The sequence below is a fragment of the Mesorhizobium sp. CNPSo 4670 genome (assembly GCF_057784235.1).
On sequence record NZ_JBWJFQ010000004.1, the window covers coordinates 400,421 to 422,993 of the forward strand.

A 22,573-nucleotide genomic window follows, 5' to 3' on the forward strand; every position below is an offset into this window, starting at 1 on the left:
TTGGTACCGAACACAGGTTCCTACCGCCTCGCCAACGCCCGGCTTCACGCGTCCCTGACGCCGGGATTCACCGCTGCTTTCGACAGCGATGGCTTTGCGCTTGCGGACATCGCTGTCGCCGATGGCAAGATTTCCGCTATCGCCGCGCATGGCCGTGCAGCGGCGCCGGCGGGGGCTGTCGACCTCGCCGGCCGTATCATCCTGCCGTGCTTCGTCGACTGCCATACACATATCGACAAGGGCCATATCTGGCCGCGAAAACCCAATCCCGACGGTACCTTCATGGGCGCGCTGAATGCAACCGGCGCCGACCGCGCCGCGCGCTGGAGCGCCGAGGACGTGGCGCGGCGCATGGATTTCTCGCTGCGCTCAGCCTACGCGCATGGCACCAGGGCGCTGCGGACTCATCTCGACAGCGTCGCGCCGCAGGAGGAAATCTCCTGGCCGGTGTTCGAGACGATGCGCGAGACATGGCGCGGCCGCATCGAATTGCAGGGCGCCTGCCTGATCGGCATCGAGGGCGTACGCGACAAAAAATGGTTCGACAGGCTGGCAAAAAGGGTTGCCGCGGCCAAGGGTGTTCTCGGTGTCGTCACCTATATGGTGCCGGACCTGGAAGAGCTGCTCGACCATGTCTTCGCGCAAGCGATCGCGCATGGGCTCGATCTCGATTTCCATGCCGACGAGACCGACGACATCGCCGCGATCTCGCTGAAGAAGATCGCCGAGGCGGCACTGTGGAACGGCTTCGAGGGCAACATCCTCGTCGGCCATTGCTGCTCGCTGGCGCGCCAGCCCGACCTCGATGTGCTCGACACGCTGGACAAGGTGGCGAAGGCCGGGCTCGCAATCGTGTCGCTGCCGATGTGCAATCTCTATCTGCAGGACCGGCGCGCTGACCGCACCACGCCGCGCTGGCGCGGCGTGACGCTGCTGCACGAGATGAAGGCGCGGGGCATTCCGGTCGCCGTTGCTTCCGACAACACGCGCGACCCGTTCTATGCCTATGGCGATCTCGACATGCTGGAGGTCTACCGCATGGCGACGCGCATCCTGCATTTCGATCATCCGGTCGCCGATTGGCCGCAAGCGATCACCGCGACGCCCGCCAAGGTGATGCGGCTTGAGGGTTTCGGTATGCTTACCAATGGCGGTGATGCCGACTTCGTCGTGTTCAAGGGCAGGAGCTGGACGGAATTGCTGTCGCGGCCCGAATCGGATCGCATCGTCGTGCGCAGCGGGCGCGCGATCGACCGGCAATTGCCCGACTATGCCGAACTCGACGAGCTGATGGTGGAATGATGGATGTTTCGGCGCTCAAACGCGATCTCGACGGGCTGAAGCTCGACGACAATCCGGCCATCGTCCAGCAGAAGAGCCGCGACTTCTACTGGTACAGCCCGGTGCTGAAGCAGCAGCTCGATCATATCACCGGCGACCTGATCGTGACGCCGAAGAGCGAGGCCGAGCTGATCCGCGTGCTTGCGGCCTGCCACAAGCATGGCGTGCCGGTGACGCCGCGCGGCAGCGGCACGGGCAACTACGGCCAGGCCATGCCGCTCTCCGGCGGCGTGGTGCTCAATCTTGCCGAAATGAACGAGATCAAGTCGATCGCACCGGGGCGCGTGGTGACCGGACCGGGTGCGGTTCTGGCCGACATCGACAAGGCAACGCGGGCCCATTCCGGCCAGGAACTCCGGCTGTCGCCCTCCACCTACAACACGGCTTCGATCGGAGGCTTCATTGCCGGTGGCTCGGGCGGCGTTGGCTCGATCAATTTCGGCGGCCTGCGCGATTTCGGCAATGTGCTTCGCCTGCGCGTGGTGACCATGGAGGCCGAGCCGAAGGCGCTCGAACTCACCGGCGAGGATTTGCACAAAGTGACCCACGCCTATGGCACCAACGGCATCATCTCCGAAGTCGAGATGCCGCTGACATCAGCCTATGACTGGGTAGATGTCATCGTCGGCTTCGACGCCTTCATGGACGCGGCCCGCTATGGCAATGCGCTGGCTTGCCAGGACGGCATCCTGACCAAGCTGATCACGCCGATAGCGGCACCCGTGCCGCAGCTCTATTTCAAGCGGCACCAGAAGTTCCTCAGGGAAGGGCAGAGCATCTGCGTCGTCATGGTGGCACAGCATGGGCTGGACGCCTTCCTTGCCTTTACCCGCCGTACCGGTGGCGAGGTGATCTTCAATGCCGCCACAGCAACGCCGGAGGACAAGAAGGGCCTGCCGCCGGCCTATGAGCTGGCCTGGAACCACACTACGCTCAGGGCGCTGCGCGTCGACCCCTCGATCACCTATCTGCAATCGCTCTATCCCTTTCCCAACCAGCTGGCGCTGGTCGAGAAGATGGACGCAATGTTTCCTGGCGAGGTGTTCTCGCATCTCGAATTCGTGCGGCTGGACGGCAACATCACCTGCTTTGGCCTGCCGCTGGTCAAGTTCACCACCGAGGAACGGCTCGACGAGATCGTGCGCCTGCATGAGGAGAATGGCTGCCCGATCTTCAACCCGCACCGCTATACGCTGGAAGAGGGCGGCATGAAGCAGACCGACGCGGTGCAGCTTGCCTTCAAGCGCGAGACCGATCCGCAAGGCCTGCTCAACCCCGGCAAGATGATCGCCTGGGAAAACCCGGAGTACGACTACCGTTCGGGCCGGACATTCCTGTTCAAGGGGCTGCAAAAGGCAGGCTGATGAACATTCTCGTCCTCCACGCCCATCCGGTCGAGACCAGCTTCAACGCCGGCCTGCACCGGGTGATCGTCGAGCGGCTGACGGCAGCGGGCCATACGGTCGACGATTGCGACCTCTACGCCGAGGATTTTGATCCGCGACTGACGCGTCAGGAGCGGCTGGACTACCACAATCTGCGCGGCCCCGCTGACCCTGTGGCGCCCTATGTCGAGCGTCTGCTGCGGGCCGATGCGCTGGCGCTTTCCTATCCGGTCTGGAACTACGGCTTTCCGGCGATCCTTAAGGGCTTCTTCGATCGAGTCTTTCTGCCCGGCGTGTCGTTCAAGCTGGTCAACGGCAAGGTGCAGCCATCGCTGCACAACATAGTCAAGGTCGCTGCGGTGACCACCTATGGCGGCAGCCGGTTCCGCGCGATGCTGATGGGTGATCCACCGCGCAGACTGATCAAGCGCATGCTGCGCGCCACGGTAAAACCGGGCGCGCCGGTGAGCTATCTCGCGCATTACGCGATGAACCTGTCGACAATTGAGACGCGAACGGCCTTCATGACCAAGGTCGCGGCCAGCATGGACAGATTCTGATGCGCGCGCTGGTGGTCTACTGCCATCCGGTGCCTGAAAGCTTTTGCGCTTCAATCCGCGACACTGCCGTAGACGTGCTGAAGGCGCGGGGCTGGGAGGTGCGGCTGCTCGACCTCTATGCCGAGAAATTCGACCCGGTGATGGGTTGCGACGAGCGGCGTTCCTACAATGACCAGGCGCCGCAAGACCCGGCGCTGAAGCCGCATTTCGAGCTGCTCAACTGGGCCGAGGCGATCCTGTTCGTCTATCCGACCTGGTGGTACGGGTTGCCGGCGATGCTGAAGGGCTGGCTCGACCGGGTGTGGGCGACCGACGTCGCCTTCAAGCTGCCGGCGGGCAAGGGGCGGATCAAGTCGCTGATGACGCATGTGACCAAGGTCGGTGTTATCACCACCTGCGGTGCGCCGACCTGGTGGAGCGTCGTCGTCGGCCAGCCCGGACGCAAGACCCTGCTGCGCGGCATGCGGGCGCTGTGCGCGACGCGCTGCCGGACCTTCTTCCTGGCGCACTATCTGATGGATGCCTCGACGCCGGCGACGCGGGCCGCGTTTCTGCTCAAGGTGCGGGCGAAGCTGGAGCGGTTCTGAGGGATTAGCATCTTCTCCCCGTGAAACGGGGAGAAGGGTAAGACGCTACATCCTCGTCCGCTCCGACTTCGGATCATACATCGGCTTCAGCGATGCTTCCGCGGCGAAGCGTTCGCCGGCGATTTCGATCTCATAGGACGAACTCAGCACGTCAGCCTCACTCTCGCCCTGGCACGGCACATAGCCCAGCCCAACGGCGCCGCCGAGGTGATGACCGTAATTGCCCGAGGTTATCGGGCCGACAATCCTGCCGTCGCGCAGGATCGCCTCGTTGTGGAAGAGCAGGGGTTGCGGTTCCTTCAACCGGAACTGCAGCAGCCGGCGTGACAGGCCGGCCTCCTTCTTCCGCAGCACCGCATCGCGACCGATGAAGTCGCCCTTGGCCATCTTGACGGCAAAGCCGAGGCCGGCTTCCAGCACATTGTCCTCATCGGTGATGTCGTGGCCGAAATGCCGGAAGGCCTTTTCGATGCGGCAGGAATCCAGCGTGTGCAGGCCGCAGAGCTTCAGGCCGACATCAGAACCCGCCTCGTCGATCGCCTCGAAGACATGAGCTGCCTGGTCGGTCGAGACGTAGAGTTCCCAGCCGAGTTCTCCGACATAGGTGACGCGATGGGCGCGGGCCAGGCCCATGCCGATCTCGATCTCCTGGAACGTCCCAAACGGGTTGGCTTCGTTGGAGAAATCATTCGGGCTGACCTTCTGGATCAGCTTTCGTGAGTCCGGCCCCATCAGGCAAAGCACGGCTTCAGCGGCGGTGACATCGGTGACGACCACGAACTCGTCGGTCAGATGCTTGCGCAGCCAGGCGAGGTCTCGCTGCAGCGTCGCGCCGGGAACGACAAGGAAGAAAGCCGTTTCCGACAGCCGCGAGACGGTGAGGTCGCTTTCGATGCCGCCGCGCTGGTTGAGCATCTGCGTGTAGACGATCTTGCCCGGCGCCACGTCCATATCGTTGGAGCAGAGCTTTTGCAGGTAGGCGCAGGCATCGCGGCCCTCGACACGGATCTTGCCGAACGAGGTCATGTCGAAAAGACCGACCTTGTTCCTGACCGCCAGATGTTCCTCGCGCTGGTTGTCGAACCAGTTCTGCCGTTTCCAGGAATAGCGGTATTCGCGCTCCTGACCGTCACGGGCGAACCAGTTGGCACGCTCCCATCCGGCGACTTCGCCAAAGACGGCGCCACGCGCCTTCAGATGTTCATGCAGGGGCGAGCGGCGGACATCGCGCGATGTCGCCATCTGCCGATAGGGGAAATGGTCGGCGTAGAGCAGGCCGAGCGTTTCGGAGACGCGCTCCTTCAAATAGCGGCGGTTCTTCTGGAACGGCTGGGCGCGGCGAATGTCGACTTCCCACAGATCAAAGGGTGCTTCGCCATCGTTGATCCACTGCGCCAGCGCCATGCCGGCGCCACCGGAGGAGACGATGCCGATCGAGTTGTAGCCGGTCGCCATCCAGTAGCCGGACAGCTCCGGCGCCTCGCCGAGATAGTAGCGGTCGTCGGGGGTGAAGCTCTCGGGACCGTTGAAGAAGGTGTGGATGCCGGCGGTCGCCAGCATCGGCATGCGGTTGACGCCCATTTCAAGGATCGGCTCGAAATGGTCCATGTCTTCGGGCAACTGGTCGAAGCAGAAATCCTCACGGATGCCGTCCATGCCCCAGGGCTTGGCCACCGGCTCGAAGGCGCCGAGCATCATCTTGCCGGCGTCTTCCTTGTAGTAGGCGCACTCGTCCGGCACGCGCAGCACCGGCAGACGGGTGAGGCCTGGGATCGGCTCGGTGACGAGGTAAAAATGTTCGCAGGCGTGCAACGGGATGGTGACGCCGTTCTGGGCGCCAAGCTCACGCGCCCACATGCCGGCGCAGTTGACGACGATGTCGGCCTCGATGGTGCCCTGTTCTTCGCCTTGCGCCCAGGACACGCCGGTGACGCGACCGGCCTTGGTATGGACCTTGGTCACCTTCACATTCTCGACGATGGTGGCGCCGCGCTGGCGCGCGCCCTTGGCCAGTGCCATGGCGATGTTGGCTGGGTCGCACTGGCCGTCGAGCGGCAGATGCACGGCGCCGACGACGTCGGACACATTGAGATGCGGGTATATCTCCTTGACTTCATTCGGCGAAATCTCCCGCACGTCGACATCGAACGCGCGGGCGAGAGACGCCTGCCTATAAATCTCGTGCTTGCGCTCCTCGGTTAGTGCCACCGTGATCGAGCCGACCTGCCGCATGCCGGTGCCAACCTCGGTCTCGGCCTCCAGCTTGACGTAGAGGTCGGCTGAATATTTCGCCAGCCGCGTCATGTTCTGCGAGCCGCGCAACTGGCCGATCAGGCCGGCGGCGTGCCAGGTCGTGCCCGACGTCAGTTGCTTGCGCTCCAGGAGCACGATGTCGGTCCAGCCGAGCTTGGCCAGATGATAGGCGACCGAACAGCCGGAGACGCCGCCGCCGATGATGACAGCCCTTGCCTTGGTGGGGATGGCCTTGGCGGTCATGCGGCCTCGCGGCGATAGCTGGAAGCAAAACGGCGCAGCCGAAGCGCTGCTTCCTGCAGCACGGGCTCCGGCTGGCAGAGGCTGATGCGGATGTGGCCGGCGGCGGCCTCGCCGAAGCTGGAGCCGGGCATCACGCCGACCTTTTCCTTGTCGAGCAAGGCCCAGGCGAATTTCTCGTCGTCGGGTTCGACGGCCGATACGTCGAGCATGACGTACATGCCGCCTTCAGAACCGCGCACGGTGACATCGTTCATGCCACGCACGGCGTCGAGGAAGACGGCGCGCCGCGCCGCGTAGCGTTTGGCGATCTCCTTGACGCCATAACGGTTCTCGAGCGCCTCAGCGCAGGCGATCGAGATGAAGGCCGGCAGGCCGTAGGTCGTCACCAGATTGAGGTTGGTCAGCAGCGAGATCATTTCGCTGGGGCCTGTCAGCCAGCCCATGCGCCAGCCGGTCATGCCGTGGCTCTTCGACATCGAATTGATGACCAGGGTGCGCTCGGCCATGCCGGGCAGCGAGCGCGGCGAGACGTGCTCGCCGCCGCCCAGTGTCCAGTAGACCTCGTCCGACAGCAGCCAGAGGTCGTGCTCCCTGCAGATCTCAGCCAGCTGTTCCAGCCGCTCCCGCGAATAGACCGCACCGGTCGGGTTGTTCGGCGTGTTGATCAGAATGGCGCGCGTGTTCGGCCGAAGTGCTGCGCGGATCATGTCGGCGTGCGGCTGGAAGCCATCCTCGGCCGGTGTCTCGACCACGGTGAAACTGGCACCGGCGGCGCTGAACGTGTTGGGATAGGTGGCGTAGTAGGGCGCCACCACGATGGCATGGTCGCCCTGGTCGAGCACAGCCTGCACGGCGGCGTAGAGTGCGGCCTGGCCGCCCGACGTGGCGATGACCTGATCCGGCGTCGTCTCGACGCCGGTACAGGCGCTCGAGGCTGCCGCCATTGCCTTGCGCAGGCGTGGCAGGCCGGGAAGCGGGGTGTAGTGATGATTGCTGCCGCGAACCGCTGTCACACAGGCTTCGATCGCTTCCGAAGGCGTGTCGAAATCATGGTCGCCGACCGACAGCATGATGATGTCTTCGCCGGCCGCCCTGCGGGCCCAAGCGGCCGAATGGACTTCCCATCCGTCTTTGCCCGAAGGCACGATGCCGGAAATGCGCGATGATGGTCTAGGCATGTATATCTCCCGAAATTTCATAGCCGGCCTGTTCGAGCCGGTCGCGCAGAGCGGCGATATGCGCCGGTCCGACTTCGCAGCAGCCGCCGACAATGTTCGCGCCGGCCTGCACCCAGCCGATCGCCTGGTCGGCATAGGCGTCCGGACCGAGGTCGTGGCGAGCGTGCAGCACATCCACCGTGCCGCCGTGCTTGAGCGCTTCGACCGAGGTGAAGCCGTTGGCATAGCCGCCGACCAGGCCGCCGAGATCGATCAGCTCGGGCAGCGCCGCACTGACTGCTTCGGGCCGGCAACAATTGACCAGCCGCGCCGCCACAGGCAGGCCGTCTAGAGCGCCTGCCGCCGCGGCTATTGCCTCGCCACTGCGCAGGCGTGGCTTGCCATGATCGGCCAACGTCCACGAAACCCACACCGGCTTGCCGCTTTCCGACGCCGCGGTGACGGCCGCACGCGCTTCCTCGGTGGACGCCATGGTCTCGCACAGGAACAGGTCGACGCCATCAGCCTGCTCGGCAACGATGCGGCGGTAGATGTCGAGCGTATCCTCGAATGAAATGGTCAGCGCATCGGCATAGCTGCCGAAAAGCGGCGACAGGCAGCCGGCGATGGTTGCCTTGCCGGCCTGGTCGCAGGCTTGCCTTGCAAGCTCGATGCCGCGCTTCTGCAATGGCTTGAAGAGGTCTTCCGCGCCTTCGCGCGCCAGGCGTTCGGGTGTCGCCGAATAGGTGTTTATGGTGATGACGCGGGCGCCGGCACGGATAAATTCCGCGTGCAGGTCGCGCACCAGGTCCGGCTCGTCGATCAGCACCCTGGCCGACCATAGCGGCGTCGGCTCGGATTTGCTGCGGCGGACCAGTTCCTGGCCCATGCCGCCATCCGTGAGGATGATTTTCTTCACGTGCGCAACCTCTCGTTCTTCGGATCCCACAAAGGCTCATCCTTCTGCACGACCGCCTGAAAACGGTCGCCGAAGATTTCGACCTCGATTGCTGTTCCCGGTTCCGCCAGATCGGCGCGCAGCATGCCGAGCGCGATCGATTTGTCGACCCGATGACCCCAGCCGCCTGACGTCGTTTCGCCGACGATCTGGCCGTCATGCCACAGCGTCGACATGTAGGGCGCGTCGCAATCACTGGGGTTCTCGACGACCAGCGTGACGAAACGCTTCTTCACGCCTTGTTGCTTCTCGTTCTGCAGCGCCGCTTTGCCGCGGAAGTCGGGCTTGTCCCATTTGACGAAGCGCTGAAGCCCGCCCTGGAGGATCGAATAGTCGGTCGACAGGTCGCCCTTCCAGGTGCGGTAGCCCTTTTCGAGCCGGAGCGAATCCAGCGCGTACATGCCGAATGGCCTCAGGCCATGCAGCTGTCCGGCCGCGCAGATGGCGTCAAAGATGGCTGCGGTGTCGTCGACCCTGGTGTGGATTTCCCAGCCGAGTTCGCCGGCGAACGAGACGCGCACCAGCTTCGCCCAGCGGCCGGCGATCTTCGTCTCCTGATGTGTCAGCCACGGCAGAGCAAGGTCGGCGCTGCAGACATCGGCGAGGACTTTTCGCGAGTTCGGCCCGGCCAGGATCTGGGTGGAAAATTCCTCGGTGCGGTCGATCAGCCTGAACGGCGCGTCCTTGGGCATCTTCGATTTCAGCCATTCGAAATCATGCCATTGCGCGACCGCCGCGGTGATCAGCGTCATCAGGTTCTCATCATGGCGCACGACCGACATTTCGGTGACGATGCGGCCCTTGTCGTCGGCGAAATAGACGAGGCCGATGCGGCCGGGCTTCGGCACCAGCCCGGTGACCTGCAGGCTCAACCATTCGGCAGCACCCGGGCCGTCGAGGTTGAAGCGCGAGAAGCCCGGCAGGTCGAGGATGCCGGCCGCGTCGCGGACGGCCAGGCATTCCTCGCGGACGCGATTGTGCCACGGCCCTTCGCGACGGAAGGTCAGCGTCGCTTCCTCGGAGATGTCGTCGCCGTCTTTTGCGTACCAGGTGGCGCGTTCCCAGCCATTATAGGCATCGAAGCGGGCACCGAGCGCCTTGATGCGATCGTGGATCGGCGACAGCTTGCGATCACGGCCTTCCGGCCAGGCATGGCGCGGGAACTGGATGGCGTATTCGTTGCCGTAGATCTCCATGCCCTTGGCGACGCAATAGTCCGGCGCGGCGGCAAAGGAGGTGAAGCGGCGCGGATCGCACGACCACATGTCCCATTCGGTCTGGCCCTCTGTCACCCATTCGGCCAGCACCTTGCCGGCGCCGCCGCCCTGGGCGATGCCGAAGGTGAAGACGCACGCCTCGAAGGCTTTGGGAACGCCGGGCATCGGCCCGATCAGCGGATTGCCGTCCGGCGTATAGGGGATCGGACCGTTGATGACCTTGGACAGGCCGGCGGCGCCCAAGATCGGCACGCGGGCGACGGCATCGGCCAGATAATGTTCCAGCCGGTCGAGGTCGTCGGGGAACAACTGGAAGGAAAAGTCCTCCGGCATCGGATCGTTGTGGGTCGCCCAATGCGCGCGGCAGTTGCGCTCATAGGGACCGAGATTCATGCCGTTCTTTTCCTGGCGCAGATAGTAGGAGGTGTCGACGTCGCGCAGCAGCGGCAGTTTCTTGCCCTGTTCCTTCGACCATGCCGCCAGCTCGGGGATTTCCTCGAACAATATGTACTGATGGCTCATCACCATCATCGGCAGCTCGCGGCCGAACATCTTGCCGACTTCGGCGGCGCGGTAGCCGGCGGCATTGATGACGATCTCGCAGCGGATTTCGCCTTGCGCGGTCTCGACCACCCATTCGTCATTCTCGCGGCGCACGCCGGTGACCGGGCAGAAGCGGATGATCCTGGCGCCCATGTCGCGCGCGCCCTTAGCCAGCGCCTGGGTCAACTGCGCCGGATCGATGTCGCCGTCGCTCGGATCGTAGAGTGCGCCTTTCAGGTCATGCGTCTCGATGAACGGGTAGCGGCGTTTGATCTCGTCGACGCCAACGATGTCGATGTCCATGCCCTGATAGCGGCCCATGCCCTTGGCGCGCTGGAACTCCTGCATGCGCTCTTTCGTATGGGCAAGGCGCAGCGACCCAGTGACGTGGTAGTTCATGGGATAGTCGACCGCTTCGGCCAGCCCGCGGTAAAGCTCGGTCGAATAGCGCTGCATGTTCATCAGCGACCAGGACGAGGAGAAGGTCGGCACATTGCCGGCAGCATGCCAGGTCGAGCCGGAGGTCAGCTCATTCTTTTCGAGCAGCACGCAGTCGGTCCAACCCGCCTTGGCGAGATGATAGAGCGCGGACGTGCCGACGGCACCCCCTCCGATGATCACCACGCGTGCCGTGCTCGGCAAACCCGCCATGTTCTTCTCCCTGACAAACCCAAAGCGCGTTGCGCTTTCCATTTTTGTTTTTGATGCCTGTCGTTGTCCCAAACCGCTGCACGCTTTTGGGCGACATGCATTCAATAGACTGGCGGCGCAACCACCCAGATGACAACCGCCGGCTCGGTACCCGGATTGCGCCAGCGGTAGGGCTTGCCATCGAAGCGAAAGGAGTCGCCTTCGCCTAGCCGATGCCAGACGCCCGATATCTCGATGTCGAACAGTCCCGACGCGACGTATCCGGCCTCCTCGGTCGGCCGGCGCGCCTCGGTCTTCAGCTCCGCGCCCGGCGCGAAGACCGAACGCACCATCTCGAAGCTACCGCCGAGATCGGGCGACAGAAGCTCCTCCACCAGGCCGGATTCGCTTGTGCCAAGCGTGCGGCGCCTGCCGGCACGCACAACCACGCCACGCTCGCTTTCGACAGGCACCTCATGGCTGAAGAACAGGCTGATCGGCACGCCGAACAGTTCAGCGAAGGCTCTGAGGTCGCTGAGCGATGGCGTCGAGAGGCCACGTTCGACCTGGCTGACCCAGCCGACCGAACGGCCAAGCTTCAGGCCGATCTCGGCAAGCGTCAGCCCGCGCGCCTTGCGCAGCGCCCTGATATCGCCGGCCAGAACGCGTTCGTCAGGTCCCTGCAATGTTCGTGCGATAGGTGAAGGCAAAACGCTCACTTCATGAAAATTTGCATCCGAATTTCATGAGAAATCAAGCTCATGAAAAAATCAAGTGGATTTTCACAGATGCTCAAGATTTGCTTGCAGGATTTTGGCGGTTCATGCAAAGGCTCGGGCACGAACGGCGAGTGGGGACGTCTGGTCGAGACGAGGGTTAAAGGACGGCCCATGCTTGAAAAGAACACCCGAATTGCGGACGAGGCCGAGATTGTCGACGAGGCGATCCTGTCGCGCCGCTCGGTGCGCGCATTCCTGCCCGACATGGTCGACGACGACACCATCCGCGCCATTCTGTCGGTTGCGGCGCGCGCTCCATCCGGCACCAACATGCAGCCGTGGAAGGTCTACGTCACCAAGGGCGAGACCAAGCAGCAGATCACCGACGCCATCCTCAACTCGGGCATCCGCGCCGAAAAGGCAGATTGGGACGAGTACCGCTACTATCCGACCCAGTTCTTCGAGCCCTATCTGACCCGACGGCGCGCCAACGGCTTCGGGCTCTATGGCGCGCTCGGCATCGGTCGCCGCGAGGTCGACAAGATGCGCGCCCAGCACGACCGCAACTTCGTCTTCTTCGACGCGCCGGTCGGCATGATCTTCACCATCGACCGTCGGCTCAACCAGGGTTCATGGATCGACTACGGCATGTTCCTGCAAAACATCATGGTCGCGGCGCGGGGCAGGGGTTTGCACACTTGCCCCCAAGCGGCGTTCGCCCCCTATCACCGGCAGATCAGGCCGGTGCTCAATATTCCCGACGAGGAGATCGTCGTCTGCGGCATGGCGCTTGGCCATGAGGACATTTCCAAACCCGAAAACGCCTTCCGCACTGACCGCGTACCGCTGGAAGAGTGGGTGACGTTCAGCGAGTAAGCCGGCCGCCTTGGCCAGAACCGGCCAACTGGGCGTCGAGCACTATTCCGTGTTCATCTGCGCGCCGTGGCCGCTGACATGGGCGCCGTCCTGCGGCGTCAGCTTGAGATAGGCGAGCAGCGCGCACAGCGTGATGACGCCCTCGATCACGAACAGGATCCGAAAATCGTTGGCGATCGCCGGACCGCCGCCGGCGAGAAACGACAGTGCCGCGGCGGCGAGGCCGACGCTGATCGCCACGGCCAGCTGCCACAGGATGTAATAGAGCGCGCTGAAGCGGGCGAGTTGCTCGGGTGCGATGTCGGAATAGGCGAGGTTGCCGGTCGACGCCCATTGCGCGGAGCGGAAGACGCCGAAGACGAAGATGTAGGCAAGCACGATCCACACCGGTGTGGTTGCCTGCATCAAGGCAAATCCACCGACCATGGCGGCGACGATCGGCGTGTTGCAGACCAGCACGCGGCGGAAGCCGAAACGGTTGAGGACACGCGGCATGAAGAAGCGCATGGCCACCGAACCGACCGCGGCTACGAAAGTCAGCGATCCCGCCTGCACCGCGCTCATGCCGAAGCCGAGCTGGAACATCAGAGGCAGCAGGAAGACGACCGAGCTGAGGCCGATCGTGTCCAGGCCGCCGCCGGTCAGGAACGAGATGCGGAAGGTGCGGATGCGAAGGAGCTTGAGATCGAGCAGCGGATTGCGCACGCGCAGGCAGTAGAACGAGGCAATGGTCAGGATGACGAGCGCGAGCGCCAGTTCACCGGCGATGACGCTGCCGGCAGCGTCCTTGGCGGCAAGCGAGTCCATGCCGAACACCAGCAGCACCATGCCGCTGCCGACCAGCAGAAAGCCCGGAAAATCGAACGGCGTGCGCACCGGCTTGGTCACTGTCGGAAACAGCGAGGCGGCAAGGAGAGCCGCTGCCAGGGCGAATGGCACGTTGATGAAGAAGATCCAGCGCCAGGAAATGTAGGTGGTCAGCGCGCCACCGACGAGCGGGCCAACCAGCGGCCCGGACTGGCCGGCCAGCGAGATGTACATGTTGATCTTCAGCGTGCGGCTGCGCGGAAAGGTCTGCAGGATGACGACCTGGCCGAGCGTGCCCATCAGCGCGCCGCCGAACCCTTGCAGCGCGCGGGCGCCGACCAGCATCCAGATGTTGTCGGACAACCCGCACAAGGCCGATGCGGTGGCGAACACAAGCAAGGCAAAGCAATAGACATTGCGCAGGCCGAAGCGGTCGGCGGCCCAGCCGCCAAGCGGCATCGAGATGATCAGGCTGGCGACATAGACGGTGATCAACAGGCCGAGCTGGCTGGGCGGGCGACCGAGGCTTTCGCCGATACCGGGCAGCGCCGTCACCACGACATTCTGGTCGAGGCTGGTCATGAAGACGCCGCAGGCAACCGTCAGTGGCAGCAGGAGCAAGGCTCTGGCCGACACATCGGCGCGATCGGTGGCGCCGGCGGATATTTCTGCGGTCATGGGGATGTTCGAACCAAACGAATGTGCCGAGCCTGAGACGGGTTTTTGATACCCCTTGGGCCGGTCTGGCGGCCACGTTTCCCATCATGGCCGCCCGCGGCGCGATTCTCTAGCGGCAGAACCGGCTGGCCTTGATGCCAGAAGCCGTGGCGATGCGGCCGGCCGGCGCCGCCTATTGCACCTCGTAGCCGACTTCCTCGCTGGCATGGCAGAGCGCCTTCCAGAACGAGCGTGCGAACGAGCGGAAGACATAGATGTCGAACTGGTCGGAGCCGGTGCGCTGGATCTGGGCGAAGACATCGTGATGGGTGGTCGAGCGGCCGGCGCCGACCGGAAAGGCCGGCAGTGCGAAGTCGATGGCGAAGAATTTCGCCTGCACCCATTCGGCCTTCGGCCCGGCGATGCGAATGGCGGTGCGACCATGCGAAAGGTCGGTCACCGTGCCGATGGCCGGGGTGACCACCTTGGCAAAGGCGTCGGCCAGGCCTTCGGCTTCATCGGCAACGGTGAATTTTCCCGGTGCGAAGCCGAAGACCGACTTCACACCGTCGCTCAGGCCGCCGCCTGCGCCATCGGGCAGCGCAAGCCCGGTGACGGTGCGAATGGCGGCGATCAGCTTCTTCTCCTCGCCCGGCCAGGCTGCCAGCTGCACGATCGAGCCGGTCCCGGTCTCGGTCAGGATGATCTCGACGCCGTGTTCGAAATTGCCATGCGAGCCAATGTGAAACTCCGGCTCGAGCGGTGATTGACGCTCAACCATGCATGCGGCTCCCGTCCGGATCGAAGAAGTGGTTGGAGACGATCTCGACCGGCCCGAACCGGTTGCGCAACGGATCGGAGACATTGGCGCGCGTGCCGTGCCTTGCCTTGCCGCCCTTGACCAGCGCCAGCGCAATGTGTTTGCCGAGCGCCGGCGAATAACAGCAGGCGGTGATGTGGCCGATCGAGCCGTGCGGATTGGCCTCGTCGACTTGCTCGACGATGTGTGCGCCGCCATTGAGCGGCCGGTTGTCGAGCGCGATCAGGCCTACCAGTTCCAGCCTGTCAGCCGCGATCAGGCCCTCGCGGTCCATCATCGCCGAGCCGATGAATGGCTTCTTCTTCGACAGCATCCAGTCGAGATGCAGGTCGCGCGCCGTGGTGCGGCCGTCGATCTCGGCACCGGTGACATGGCCTTTCTCGATGCGCATAGTGCCCAGCGCCTCGAGCCCGTAGGTGACCAGCCCGAACGGCTTGCCGGCCTCGATTAGCGCTTCCCAGACATGGGTGCCGTAGCCGGCACCGGAATAGACCTCGAAGGCCATTTCACCGGAGAAAGACAGCCGGCAAATCATCACCGGTACACCCGATATCTCGCCGCGCACGATGCCCATGAAGGGCAAGGTGGCGTTGTCGACCGATGTGCCGGTGACACACGCAGCGAGGATCTGTCTTGCCTTCGGTCCGCCGATCGCGGCGCCCGCCCATTCGTCGGTAACAGAGGTGACGTGGACCTTGAGCTCCGGCCAGATCACGTCGAGGAAATATTCCAGATGCTGCATCACCTTGCCGGCGTTGGCCGTGGTGGTGGTCATCAGGAAATCCTGCTCGCCAAGCCGCCAGGTGGTGCCGTCGTCGAAGGCGAGGCCGTCCTCGCGCAGCATCAGCCCGTAGCGCGCCTTGCCGACGACCAGCGTCGAAAACATGTTGGTGTAGACGCGGTCGAGGAATGCGGCGGCGTCGGGTCCTTGCACGGCGATCTTGCCCAGTGTCGAGACATCGACGATGCCGGCGCTGTGACGCGCCGCCTTGGCTTCGCGCACATAGGCCTGCTCGACCGTCTCTCCGGCATGGCCGTAGATCATCGGACGGTACCAGAGGCCGGCCGAATACATGGTCGCGCCATTGGCGAGATGCCAGTCATGCATCGGCGTCAGCCGCTCGGGTTTCAGGTCGCCGAAGCGTTCCGCCGCCAGCGAGCCGATCGACACCGGCGTAAAGGGTGGGCGGAAGCGCGTCGTGCCGACTTCGGGGATCGGCTTGCCCAGCGCCTCGGCCATGATGGCAAGGCCCGGAACATTGGAGCTCTTGCCCTGGTCGGTCGCCATGCCGAGCGTGGTGTAGCGCTTCAGGTGCTCGACCGAGACAAAGCCCTCGCGGTGTGCCAGCCGCACATCCTCCGCAGTGACGTCGTGCTGGAAATCGACAAAGCTCTTGCCTTTGGCCCTGATCTCGAACACCGGCGCCGGATCGGGATCGCCAGGAACGGCTTCGACAGTGGGCAACGCCGCTGGCGTGCTGGTTCCACCGGCCGCGGCAAGGCCAGCGGCGCGGCCTTCGGCGATGGCTTCGGTGGTGGAAAAACTGCCGGTGAAGGCGCCGGCGCCGATCCAATGCTGAGTTGGCCATTGCTGCGTCGGCTTCGGCGGCAGGAAAGCCTGCCGCGCGGCGTTCCATTCCGCCTTGGCGCCGGCCTGGCTGGCCAGATGGATGGTCGGCGACCAGCCGCCCGACATCAGCAGGCAATCGGCATGGATGCTGCGGGCGTCGCCGGTGAGCGAGCCGTTGGCCATATCGAAGCGTTGCAGCTTAAGGCCGGACAGCGCCTTGCCGCCCTCGGTGGCGACGACGGCATGGCCGGCGAAGATCTCGGCCTCGGCCTCCGTGGCCAGCTTGCGCATTTCTGCTGAAGGCTCTGGCCGGACGTCGGCAATGGCGACGACCGCGGCACCCGCCTTCTTCAAGGCGACGGCCGCTCGGTAGGCACTGTCATTGTTGGTGAACAGCGCGATCCGTTCGCCCGGCAAGACGCCGAACTCGTTGGCGTAGCGCTCGGCGGCATGCGCCAGCATCACGCCCGGCCTGTCGTTGCCCGGGAACACCAGCGGCCGCTCGAAGGCGCCGGTGGCGAGCACCACGGAGCGGGCGCGGATCGCCCAATAGCGATGGCGCGGCTCGCCCTTGCCGGGCTGCTCCTTGTGGTCGCTGACCCTTTCGAGCGCGGCAAGGGTGTTGTTGTCGTAATAGCCCCAGACCGTGGTGCGCGGCAAAAGCCGGACATTGTCGCGGCCTTCGAGCTGGGCGACGGTGCGGCGGGCCCAGTCGGCGGCCGGTGCGCCATCGATGGTTTCGCCTGACCAGTTGGCAGCGCCGCCGAAACGCGGCTCGAGATCGGCCAGCATGACGCGGGCGCCCTGATCGGCAGCGGCCTTGGCGGCCATCAGCCCGGCCGGACCGGAGCCGACCACCAGCACGTCGCAAAAGGCGTTCATGCGCTCGTAGCGGGCCGGGTCCTTCGCCGATCCGGCGCTGCCGAGACCGGCGGCGCGGCGGATGAAATGTTCGCAGAACATCCAGAAGCGCGTGCCCTTGAGCGGACCGATCACCGGCCCCATGAAGGTCTTGTAGTAGAAGCCGGCCGACAGGATCTTGCCGCCAAGCTGGTTGACGGCGTTGACGTCCCAGGCAAGCGAGGGAAAGCGGTTCTGGCTGATGACGACCAGCCCGTCATGGATCTCGACCATGGTCGCCGGAATGTTGGGCTCGCGAACCTCGCCCTTCAGCACCGTCACCAGCGCGTTGGGCTCCTCGACGCCTGCGGTGAGCAGGCCGCGCGGGCGGTGATATTTGAATGAACGCCCGTAAAGGGTGACGCCCCTGGCCAGCAGCGCCGACGCCAGCGTGTCGCCGGCATGGCCGGTATAGGCCGCTCCGTCGAAGGTGAAGCGGACGGTTTTCAGCCGGTCGATGCGGCCGCCGGTGTCGGTGCGGCGCGGGCTCATGACTTGTCCTCCGCCTTGCGGCGCGCGGTCGAGGTGTGAGCGCCGCGCATGAAGGCGACGCTCAAAATCTCATGTGTCAGCGTGTTGCGCACGACCCTCAGATGCGCGCGGCAACCGCCGGAATGCTGCCAGATTTCGTTGTGGTCACCGGCCGGGTTCAGCCGGTCGTAGACATAGGCGTTCCATGCCTCGAAATTCTGCGAGGCGGGGTCGGGACGCTCGCGGTTGCCGTCACCTTGATAGGTGAACTCGATGACGTCGCGCGGGCCGCAATATGGACAGGTGATCAACATAGGACTTTACCTAATGCAGCCGCGGGTTTGCACCCTGGCCCTTGTCGTCGATCACCAGGCCGCGGTGGAAGCGGTCGAGCGTGAAGGGGGCGTTGAAGTCGTGCGGCTGATCCTTGGCGATGGTCCAGGCAAAGCACCAGCCCGAGGCCGGCGTCGCCTTGAAGCCGCCATAGCACCAGCCGCAGTTGAGATACATGCCGGGCAGGGGGCCGGTGGTGATGATCGGCGAGCCGTCCATCGACATATCGCAGACGCCGCCCCAGGAGCGCAGCATGCGCACGCGGGCAAGGCCCGGAAACAGCGCCAGCATCTCGCTCATCACCTCGTCGACGATAGGCAGGTTGCCGCGCTGGGCATAGCTGTTGTAGCCGTCGATGTCGCCGCCATAGATGAGGCCGCCCTTGTCCGACTGCGACATGTAGAAATGGCCCATGCCGAAGGTGACCACGGTGTCGATGAAGGGTTTTAGCGATTCGGTGACGAAGGCCTGCAGCACGTGGCTTTCGATCGGCATCGTCTCGACGCCGGCCAACTGCATGACGCGCCCGGTGCTGCCGGCGACCGCTACGGCCACCTTCCTGGCGCGGATGTCGCCGCGCGAAGTCGTGACGCCGGTGACGCGGTCGCCGTCGCGCAGGAAGCCGGTGACCTCGCAATTCTCGATGATGTCAACGCCGCGCCGGTCGGCGCCACGCGCATAGCCCCAGGCCACCGCATCGTGGCGGGCGGTGCCGGCGCGCCGCTGCATCAGGCCGCCGACCACCGGGAAGCGTGCGCTGTCGGAGATATCGAGCGCCGGGATCAGGCGTTTGATCTGCGCTGGCGTCATCAATTCAGCATCGACGCCGAGATGGCGCATGGCGTTGCCGCGCCGTGCATAATCGTCGAACTGGGCCGGCGTGTGGGCCAGGTTCAGGCAGCCGCGCTGGGAGAACATGACATTGTAATTGAGGTCGTGCGACAGGTTCTCCCACATCTTCATCGAATGCTCGTAGAAGCGGGTGTTGGCGGGCAGCAGATAGTTCGAGCGCACGGCCGTCGTGTTGCGGCCGACATTGCCGGAGCCGAGCCACCCCTTTTCCAGCACCGCGACATTGGTGATGCCGTGTTCCTTGGCGAGATAGTAGGCGGTTGCCAGCCCGTGGCCTCCGCCACCGATGACGATGACATCATAGGACGCCTTCGGATCCGGCTTGCGCCAGGCCGGTTTCCAGTCCTTGTTTCCCTTGAGCGCGTTCGCGAGCAGCGAAAAGGCCGAGTACTCTGCCATCATTGTCATCCGGTTCGGGCGATGCGGCAGACTATAGAGCAGGCCGCATCCGCAAAGCCAATATTGCGCCATCGCCTTTCGACTGGCCGACGCCCGCGATCGGATGAGTCGAGCGTTCGGATGCGACGGCTTGCCCCATGATATGGCCGTCTTTATCAATGACAGGCTTTTTAGATGCCTTTGCCGCTCGTGAGTCGCCAACAAATCATGCTTTTCCGGTTGCTTCGCCTCATTTTGATCCTAGCGCTTGTCGTCTCGGCGCCGCCTTCGTTTAACGCGATGGCGCAAGCGCTCGGTCAGGGCGCTGCCGGATTGATCACCGATCAGCAGAAAGTCATCCAGGGCCTGACGGCCAAGACTGACGACCTCGAGAAGAAAATACAGCAGGACGGTGAGGACGATGCCTCACTTGTCGATATTCGTCTGCAACTGGAGGACGTGTCGCGTGCGGCACTTACCAGTGCGCTGGCGTTTCGTTCGCGCCTCACCGACATCAACAATCGGATCGAGGTGCTGGGCCCGCCACCCGCGGCGGGGCAGCCGCAGGAGCCCGACATAGTGACAGGCGAACGCCAGGCGTTGGCGTCGGAAAAGGCCGAGATCAACGCAGTCGTCGCCAGCGCGCAGAACCTGTCGATCCGCATCAGCGGGCTGGTCGACAAGATCGGCAACATGCGCAGCGCGCTGTTCCGCAACCTTTTGACCAAGCGCTACGTGCTGTCCGATGCCCTGAGCCCTGAGGTCTTCTCCGACGCCCATGACGAATACGCCAACCTGTACAAGGCGGTGTCGTCCTGGCTGATCTTCGCTTTCAAGTTCAAGTTCAAGGCCATCCTGGCAGCGACCTTCGTGGCGCTCGGACTGGCGCTGGTGCTGCTGGTCGGGGGCAGGCGGCTGTTCGGGCGGGTCTTCGAAGCCGACCCGACGGTCGAGGAACCGTCCTATCTCAGCCGTCTGTCGGTGGCGTTCTGGTCGACTTTGCTGCCGTCACTGGCGGTCAGCGTATTCCTGGCCTCCACGGTGTTCTTATTTAACTATTACAATGTGTTGCGTGGCGACATCGGGGTCTTCCTGAACGCGCTGGCGGCTGTCATCGCTGTGGTGTTCGGCGTCAACCGGCTGACCAATGCGGCGCTCGAGCCGCGGCTGCCGAACTGGCGGCTCATTCCCGTCGAAACCGGCCCGGCGCGCTGGCTGGTGCGGCTGACGACCGCCATGGCAGTGGTCATCGGCGTCAACTATTTCCTGTCCATCGTCAACGACAAGATGGGCTCGCCGCTGTCGCTGACCATCGCACGGAGTTTCGGCGCCACGATCATCTTTGGCGTGATCCTGATCCTGATGGCGATGCTGCGGCCGTTCAGGGCGCGTGATGGAAGCTGGCGGCCGTGGCCGGCATGGCTGCGCTACATGGCGCTCGCGCTCGGTCTGTTCACCATCGCTGCGGCCTTGCTCGGCTATATTGGCCTTGCCATCTTTGTCTCGGTGCAAGTGTTGGTCACCGGCACCATCCTCATCACTTCCTATATCGGCTTCCTGTCGGCGCGGGCGATCGGCGAGGAGGGCGCTTTCGCCGACACGTCCGTTGGGCGCCGGCTGTCCGCCAATTCGAGTTACGATGACGCCGCCCTCGATCAACTCGGCCTCGCCGTCAGCGTCGCCATCAACCTGATGATCGTGCTGGTGTTCCTGCCGCTGATCCTGTTGATGTGGGGCTTCCAGCCCGGCGACATCGAGGCCTGGGCCTACAAGCTGGCAACCGGAGTCACCATCGGCTCGGTGACGATTTCGGTCGTCGGCATCCTTTCCGGCATCGTCGTCTTCATCATCGGCTATTTCCTGACGCGATGGTTCCAGGGCTGGCTCGACGGCTCGGTGATGGCTCGCGGCAAGGTCGATACCGGAGTGCGCAATTCGATCCGGCTGGCGGTCGGCTATGCCGGCGTTGCGCTGGCGGCACTGGTCGGCATATCGGCTGCAGGCATCGACCTGTCCAGTCTTGCGCTGGTCGCAGGAGCGCTTTCCCTTGGTATCGGCTTTGGCCTGCAGAATGTGGTGTCCAATTTCGTCTCCGGCCTGATCCTTTTGGCCGAGCGGCCATTCAAGGTCGGTGACTGGATTGTCGCCGGCGATGTCAGCGGCACCGTCAAGAAGATCAGCGTGCGCGCCACCGAGATCGAGACGTTCCAGCGGCAGTCGGTGATCCTGCCCAATTCGAACCTGATCAACAACGCCGTCGGCAACTGGACGCATCGCAACAAGCTTGGCCGCGTCGACATCAAGGTCGGCGTCGCCTATGGCAGCGACGTCAAACAGGTTCACGCCATCCTGCTGGACATCGCACGCAGCCACCCCATGGTGCTGAAGAATCCGGAACCCTTCGTGCTGTTTTCCAATTTCGGCGCGGCAGCACTGGAATTCGAGATCCGCGTGTTCCTGGCCGATGTGATGAACGGCAATATCGCGCAGAACGACATCCGCTTTGCCGTGCTCGAGAAATTCAACGGCGAGCATATCGAGATTCCTTCGACGCCACGCGCTGTCGTCGAGGTCCGCAAGCCAGAGGCCTGGCCGACCGACGACGACAAGATCGAGGCCGACTTCGCTGAACAGGAGCAGGCCAAGGTGGAAGCCGCGGTCGAGGCGAAGCGGCTCGCCAAATCGGGACGCAAGGTGCGCAAGCCCGATCCCGACTAGGGGGTGCTGACAGTCAGCTGGCCCTCGCGCTCCCAACCAGCCAAAGCCAATTGCGGCATGAATGCGGCATTCAGTTGCGGTTCAGCTTCCATCTCATATAAGCTCCCATGCAAAGGCGAAAATGCCTTGCGAAATGCAACAGAGGCGGTGGGAACACCGATATTGCAACATGTGGAAGTCTCTCGTCGCTGCCGTCGCTTTGGCCGCTGCCATCGGCTCGACCCATGCCGCCAGCGCGGTCAACAAGGACGCCGAGACCCGCACGCTGATCGTGACGGAGGGCGGCAGCAAATCCGACCTTGCGCTGGCCGCTGGCGAAACCGTTGAATTCTGCCCGAACGGTTGCTTCGTCACCTTGCCCAATGGTGATCTCGAAGCCCTCACTGGCTCGGAAACCGTCGAAATCTCGGGCGGCGTTGCCCGCATCAAGTAATTCCGGCGACATGACGAAAAAAGGCCGGGCATTTGCCCGGCCTTTTATTGTTCGCGGTAGCGTTTGCTTAACAATGACGCTGGAAATACCGCCGCGACAACCGCCTGCATCCGGGCGTTTTAACGTTCGCTATGCCGTTCCCGGCTATACCAGCTTCAAGACGCC

17 protein-coding genes are annotated in these 22,573 nt (G+C 63.9%); 7 read left to right on the top strand and 10 right to left on the bottom strand.

Annotated features, from left to right (window positions below; genetic code table 11):
- The 4 genes from AC0ZT5_RS10590 to AC0ZT5_RS10605 are packed head-to-tail and all read left to right on the top strand — an operon-like array spanning position 1 to position 3,873.
- Entirely contained in the window at positions 1-1,302 is a 1,302-nt protein-coding gene (locus AC0ZT5_RS10590) for a cytosine deaminase (protein WP_488496407.1), read from the top strand.
- Positions 1,302-2,705 (top strand): FAD-binding oxidoreductase, encoded by a 1,404-nt coding sequence (locus AC0ZT5_RS10595; RefSeq protein ID WP_488496447.1) that lies wholly within the window; start codon positions 1,302-1,304, stop codon positions 2,703-2,705. Before AC0ZT5_RS10590 ends, AC0ZT5_RS10595 begins: the two co-directional genes overlap by 1 nt.
- Positions 2,705-3,286 carry an NAD(P)H-dependent oxidoreductase gene (locus AC0ZT5_RS10600; RefSeq protein ID WP_488496408.1) on the top strand — a complete coding sequence of 194 codons (582 nt, stop codon included), beginning with the start codon at positions 2,705-2,707 and terminating at the stop codon, positions 3,284-3,286. The genes AC0ZT5_RS10595 and AC0ZT5_RS10600 overlap by 1 nt, the downstream gene beginning before the upstream one ends.
- Positions 3,286-3,873, top strand: coding sequence for an NAD(P)H-dependent oxidoreductase (locus tag AC0ZT5_RS10605; RefSeq protein ID WP_488496409.1), 588 nt, complete (start codon positions 3,286-3,288; stop codon positions 3,871-3,873). Before AC0ZT5_RS10600 ends, AC0ZT5_RS10605 begins: the two co-directional genes overlap by 1 nt.
- Before the next feature lie 45 nt (positions 3,874-3,918).
- On the opposite strand, the gene AC0ZT5_RS10610 is transcribed toward AC0ZT5_RS10605, so the two are convergent.
- The 5 genes from AC0ZT5_RS10610 to AC0ZT5_RS10630 form a co-directional block, all read right to left on the bottom strand.
- Complete coding sequence (locus tag AC0ZT5_RS10610) at positions 3,919-6,369, bottom strand: GcvT family protein (protein WP_488496410.1); 2,451 nt, start codon at positions 6,367-6,369, stop codon at positions 3,919-3,921.
- Positions 6,366-7,547 (bottom strand): pyridoxal phosphate-dependent aminotransferase, encoded by a 1,182-nt coding sequence (locus AC0ZT5_RS10615; RefSeq protein WP_488496411.1) that lies wholly within the window; start codon positions 7,545-7,547, stop codon positions 6,366-6,368. The genes AC0ZT5_RS10610 and AC0ZT5_RS10615 overlap by 4 nt, the downstream gene beginning before the upstream one ends.
- Positions 7,540-8,445 carry a homocysteine S-methyltransferase family protein gene (locus AC0ZT5_RS10620; RefSeq protein ID WP_488496412.1) on the bottom strand — a complete coding sequence of 302 codons (906 nt, stop codon included), beginning with the start codon at positions 8,443-8,445 and terminating at the stop codon, positions 7,540-7,542. Before AC0ZT5_RS10620 ends, AC0ZT5_RS10615 begins: the two co-directional genes overlap by 8 nt.
- Positions 8,442-10,895 (bottom strand): GcvT family protein, encoded by a 2,454-nt coding sequence (locus AC0ZT5_RS10625; RefSeq protein WP_488496413.1) that lies wholly within the window; start codon positions 10,893-10,895, stop codon positions 8,442-8,444. Before AC0ZT5_RS10625 ends, AC0ZT5_RS10620 begins: the two co-directional genes overlap by 4 nt.
- A gap of 101 nt (positions 10,896-10,996) precedes the next feature.
- Positions 10,997-11,560 (bottom strand): helix-turn-helix domain-containing protein, encoded by a 564-nt coding sequence (locus AC0ZT5_RS10630; protein WP_488496414.1) that lies wholly within the window; start codon positions 11,558-11,560, stop codon positions 10,997-10,999.
- Between the two features lie 204 nt (positions 11,561-11,764).
- Between AC0ZT5_RS10630 and AC0ZT5_RS10635 the strand changes: the two genes are divergently transcribed.
- Positions 11,765-12,469, top strand: a complete 705-nt coding sequence (locus tag AC0ZT5_RS10635) for a nitroreductase (RefSeq protein WP_457150426.1) — start codon at positions 11,765-11,767, stop codon at positions 12,467-12,469.
- A 42-nt stretch (positions 12,470-12,511) separates the two neighbouring features.
- Here the strand turns inward: AC0ZT5_RS10635 and AC0ZT5_RS10640 are convergent, their stop codons facing one another.
- The 5 genes from AC0ZT5_RS10640 to AC0ZT5_RS10660 form a co-directional block, all read right to left on the bottom strand.
- Positions 12,512-13,954 carry an MFS transporter gene (locus AC0ZT5_RS10640; RefSeq protein WP_488496415.1) on the bottom strand — a complete coding sequence of 481 codons (1,443 nt, stop codon included), beginning with the start codon at positions 13,952-13,954 and terminating at the stop codon, positions 12,512-12,514.
- Between the two features lie 172 nt (positions 13,955-14,126).
- A complete protein-coding gene (locus AC0ZT5_RS10645; RefSeq protein WP_488496416.1) occupies positions 14,127-14,714 on the bottom strand; it encodes a sarcosine oxidase subunit gamma in 588 nt (195 codons plus the stop codon).
- A complete protein-coding gene (locus AC0ZT5_RS10650) occupies positions 14,707-17,715 on the bottom strand; it encodes a sarcosine oxidase subunit alpha (RefSeq protein WP_488496417.1) in 3,009 nt (1,002 codons plus the stop codon). Before AC0ZT5_RS10650 ends, AC0ZT5_RS10645 begins: the two co-directional genes overlap by 8 nt.
- Positions 17,712-18,008, bottom strand: coding sequence for a sarcosine oxidase subunit delta (locus tag AC0ZT5_RS10655; RefSeq protein ID WP_378915062.1), 297 nt, complete (start codon positions 18,006-18,008; stop codon positions 17,712-17,714). Before AC0ZT5_RS10655 ends, AC0ZT5_RS10650 begins: the two co-directional genes overlap by 4 nt.
- A gap of 10 nt (positions 18,009-18,018) precedes the next feature.
- Positions 18,019-19,278, bottom strand: coding sequence for a sarcosine oxidase subunit beta (locus AC0ZT5_RS10660; protein WP_488496418.1), 1,260 nt, complete (start codon positions 19,276-19,278; stop codon positions 18,019-18,021).
- 207 nt (positions 19,279-19,485) lie between these two features.
- On the opposite strand from AC0ZT5_RS10660, the gene AC0ZT5_RS10665 reads away from it, so the two are divergent.
- The gene (locus AC0ZT5_RS10665; RefSeq protein ID WP_488496419.1) at positions 19,486-21,975 is read left to right on the top strand and encodes a mechanosensitive ion channel family protein; all 2,490 of its coding nucleotides are present in this window, start codon (positions 19,486-19,488) and stop codon (positions 21,973-21,975) included.
- Positions 21,976-22,144: 169 nt separating this feature from the next.
- Positions 22,145-22,408 carry a hypothetical protein gene (locus AC0ZT5_RS10670; RefSeq protein WP_167392187.1) on the top strand — a complete coding sequence of 88 codons (264 nt, stop codon included), beginning with the start codon at positions 22,145-22,147 and terminating at the stop codon, positions 22,406-22,408.
- Positions 22,409-22,573 lie beyond the last annotated feature (165 nt).

Excerpts from the sequence above, each read along its gene's own strand:
- AC0ZT5_RS10670 (WP_167392187.1), top strand. The coding sequence starts at position 22,145 with ATGTGGAAGTCTCTCGTCGCTGCCGTCGCTTTGGCCGCTGCCATCGGC.
- AC0ZT5_RS10660 (WP_488496418.1), bottom strand. The coding sequence starts at position 19,278 with ATGGCAGAGTACTCGGCCTTTTCGCTGCTCGCGAACGCGCTCAAGGGA.
- AC0ZT5_RS10595 (WP_488496447.1), top strand. The coding sequence starts at position 1,302 with ATGGATGTTTCGGCGCTCAAACGCGATCTCGACGGGCTGAAGCTCGAC.
- AC0ZT5_RS10610 (WP_488496410.1), bottom strand. The coding sequence starts at position 6,369 with ATGACCGCCAAGGCCATCCCCACCAAGGCAAGGGCTGTCATCATCGGC.
- AC0ZT5_RS10655 (WP_378915062.1), bottom strand. The coding sequence starts at position 18,008 with ATGTTGATCACCTGTCCATATTGCGGCCCGCGCGACGTCATCGAGTTC.
- AC0ZT5_RS10615 (WP_488496411.1), bottom strand. The coding sequence starts at position 7,547 with ATGCCTAGACCATCATCGCGCATTTCCGGCATCGTGCCTTCGGGCAAA.
- AC0ZT5_RS10605 (WP_488496409.1), top strand. The coding sequence starts at position 3,286 with ATGCGCGCGCTGGTGGTCTACTGCCATCCGGTGCCTGAAAGCTTTTGC.
- AC0ZT5_RS10665 (WP_488496419.1), top strand. The coding sequence starts at position 19,486 with ATGCTTTTCCGGTTGCTTCGCCTCATTTTGATCCTAGCGCTTGTCGTC.
- AC0ZT5_RS10635 (WP_457150426.1), top strand. The coding sequence starts at position 11,765 with ATGCTTGAAAAGAACACCCGAATTGCGGACGAGGCCGAGATTGTCGAC.
- AC0ZT5_RS10625 (WP_488496413.1), bottom strand. The coding sequence starts at position 10,895 with ATGGCGGGTTTGCCGAGCACGGCACGCGTGGTGATCATCGGAGGGGGT.
- AC0ZT5_RS10650 (WP_488496417.1), bottom strand. The coding sequence starts at position 17,715 with ATGAGCCCGCGCCGCACCGACACCGGCGGCCGCATCGACCGGCTGAAA.
- AC0ZT5_RS10645 (WP_488496416.1), bottom strand. The coding sequence starts at position 14,714 with ATGGTTGAGCGTCAATCACCGCTCGAGCCGGAGTTTCACATTGGCTCG.
- AC0ZT5_RS10640 (WP_488496415.1), bottom strand. The coding sequence starts at position 13,954 with ATGACCGCAGAAATATCCGCCGGCGCCACCGATCGCGCCGATGTGTCG.
- AC0ZT5_RS10600 (WP_488496408.1), top strand. The coding sequence starts at position 2,705 with ATGAACATTCTCGTCCTCCACGCCCATCCGGTCGAGACCAGCTTCAAC.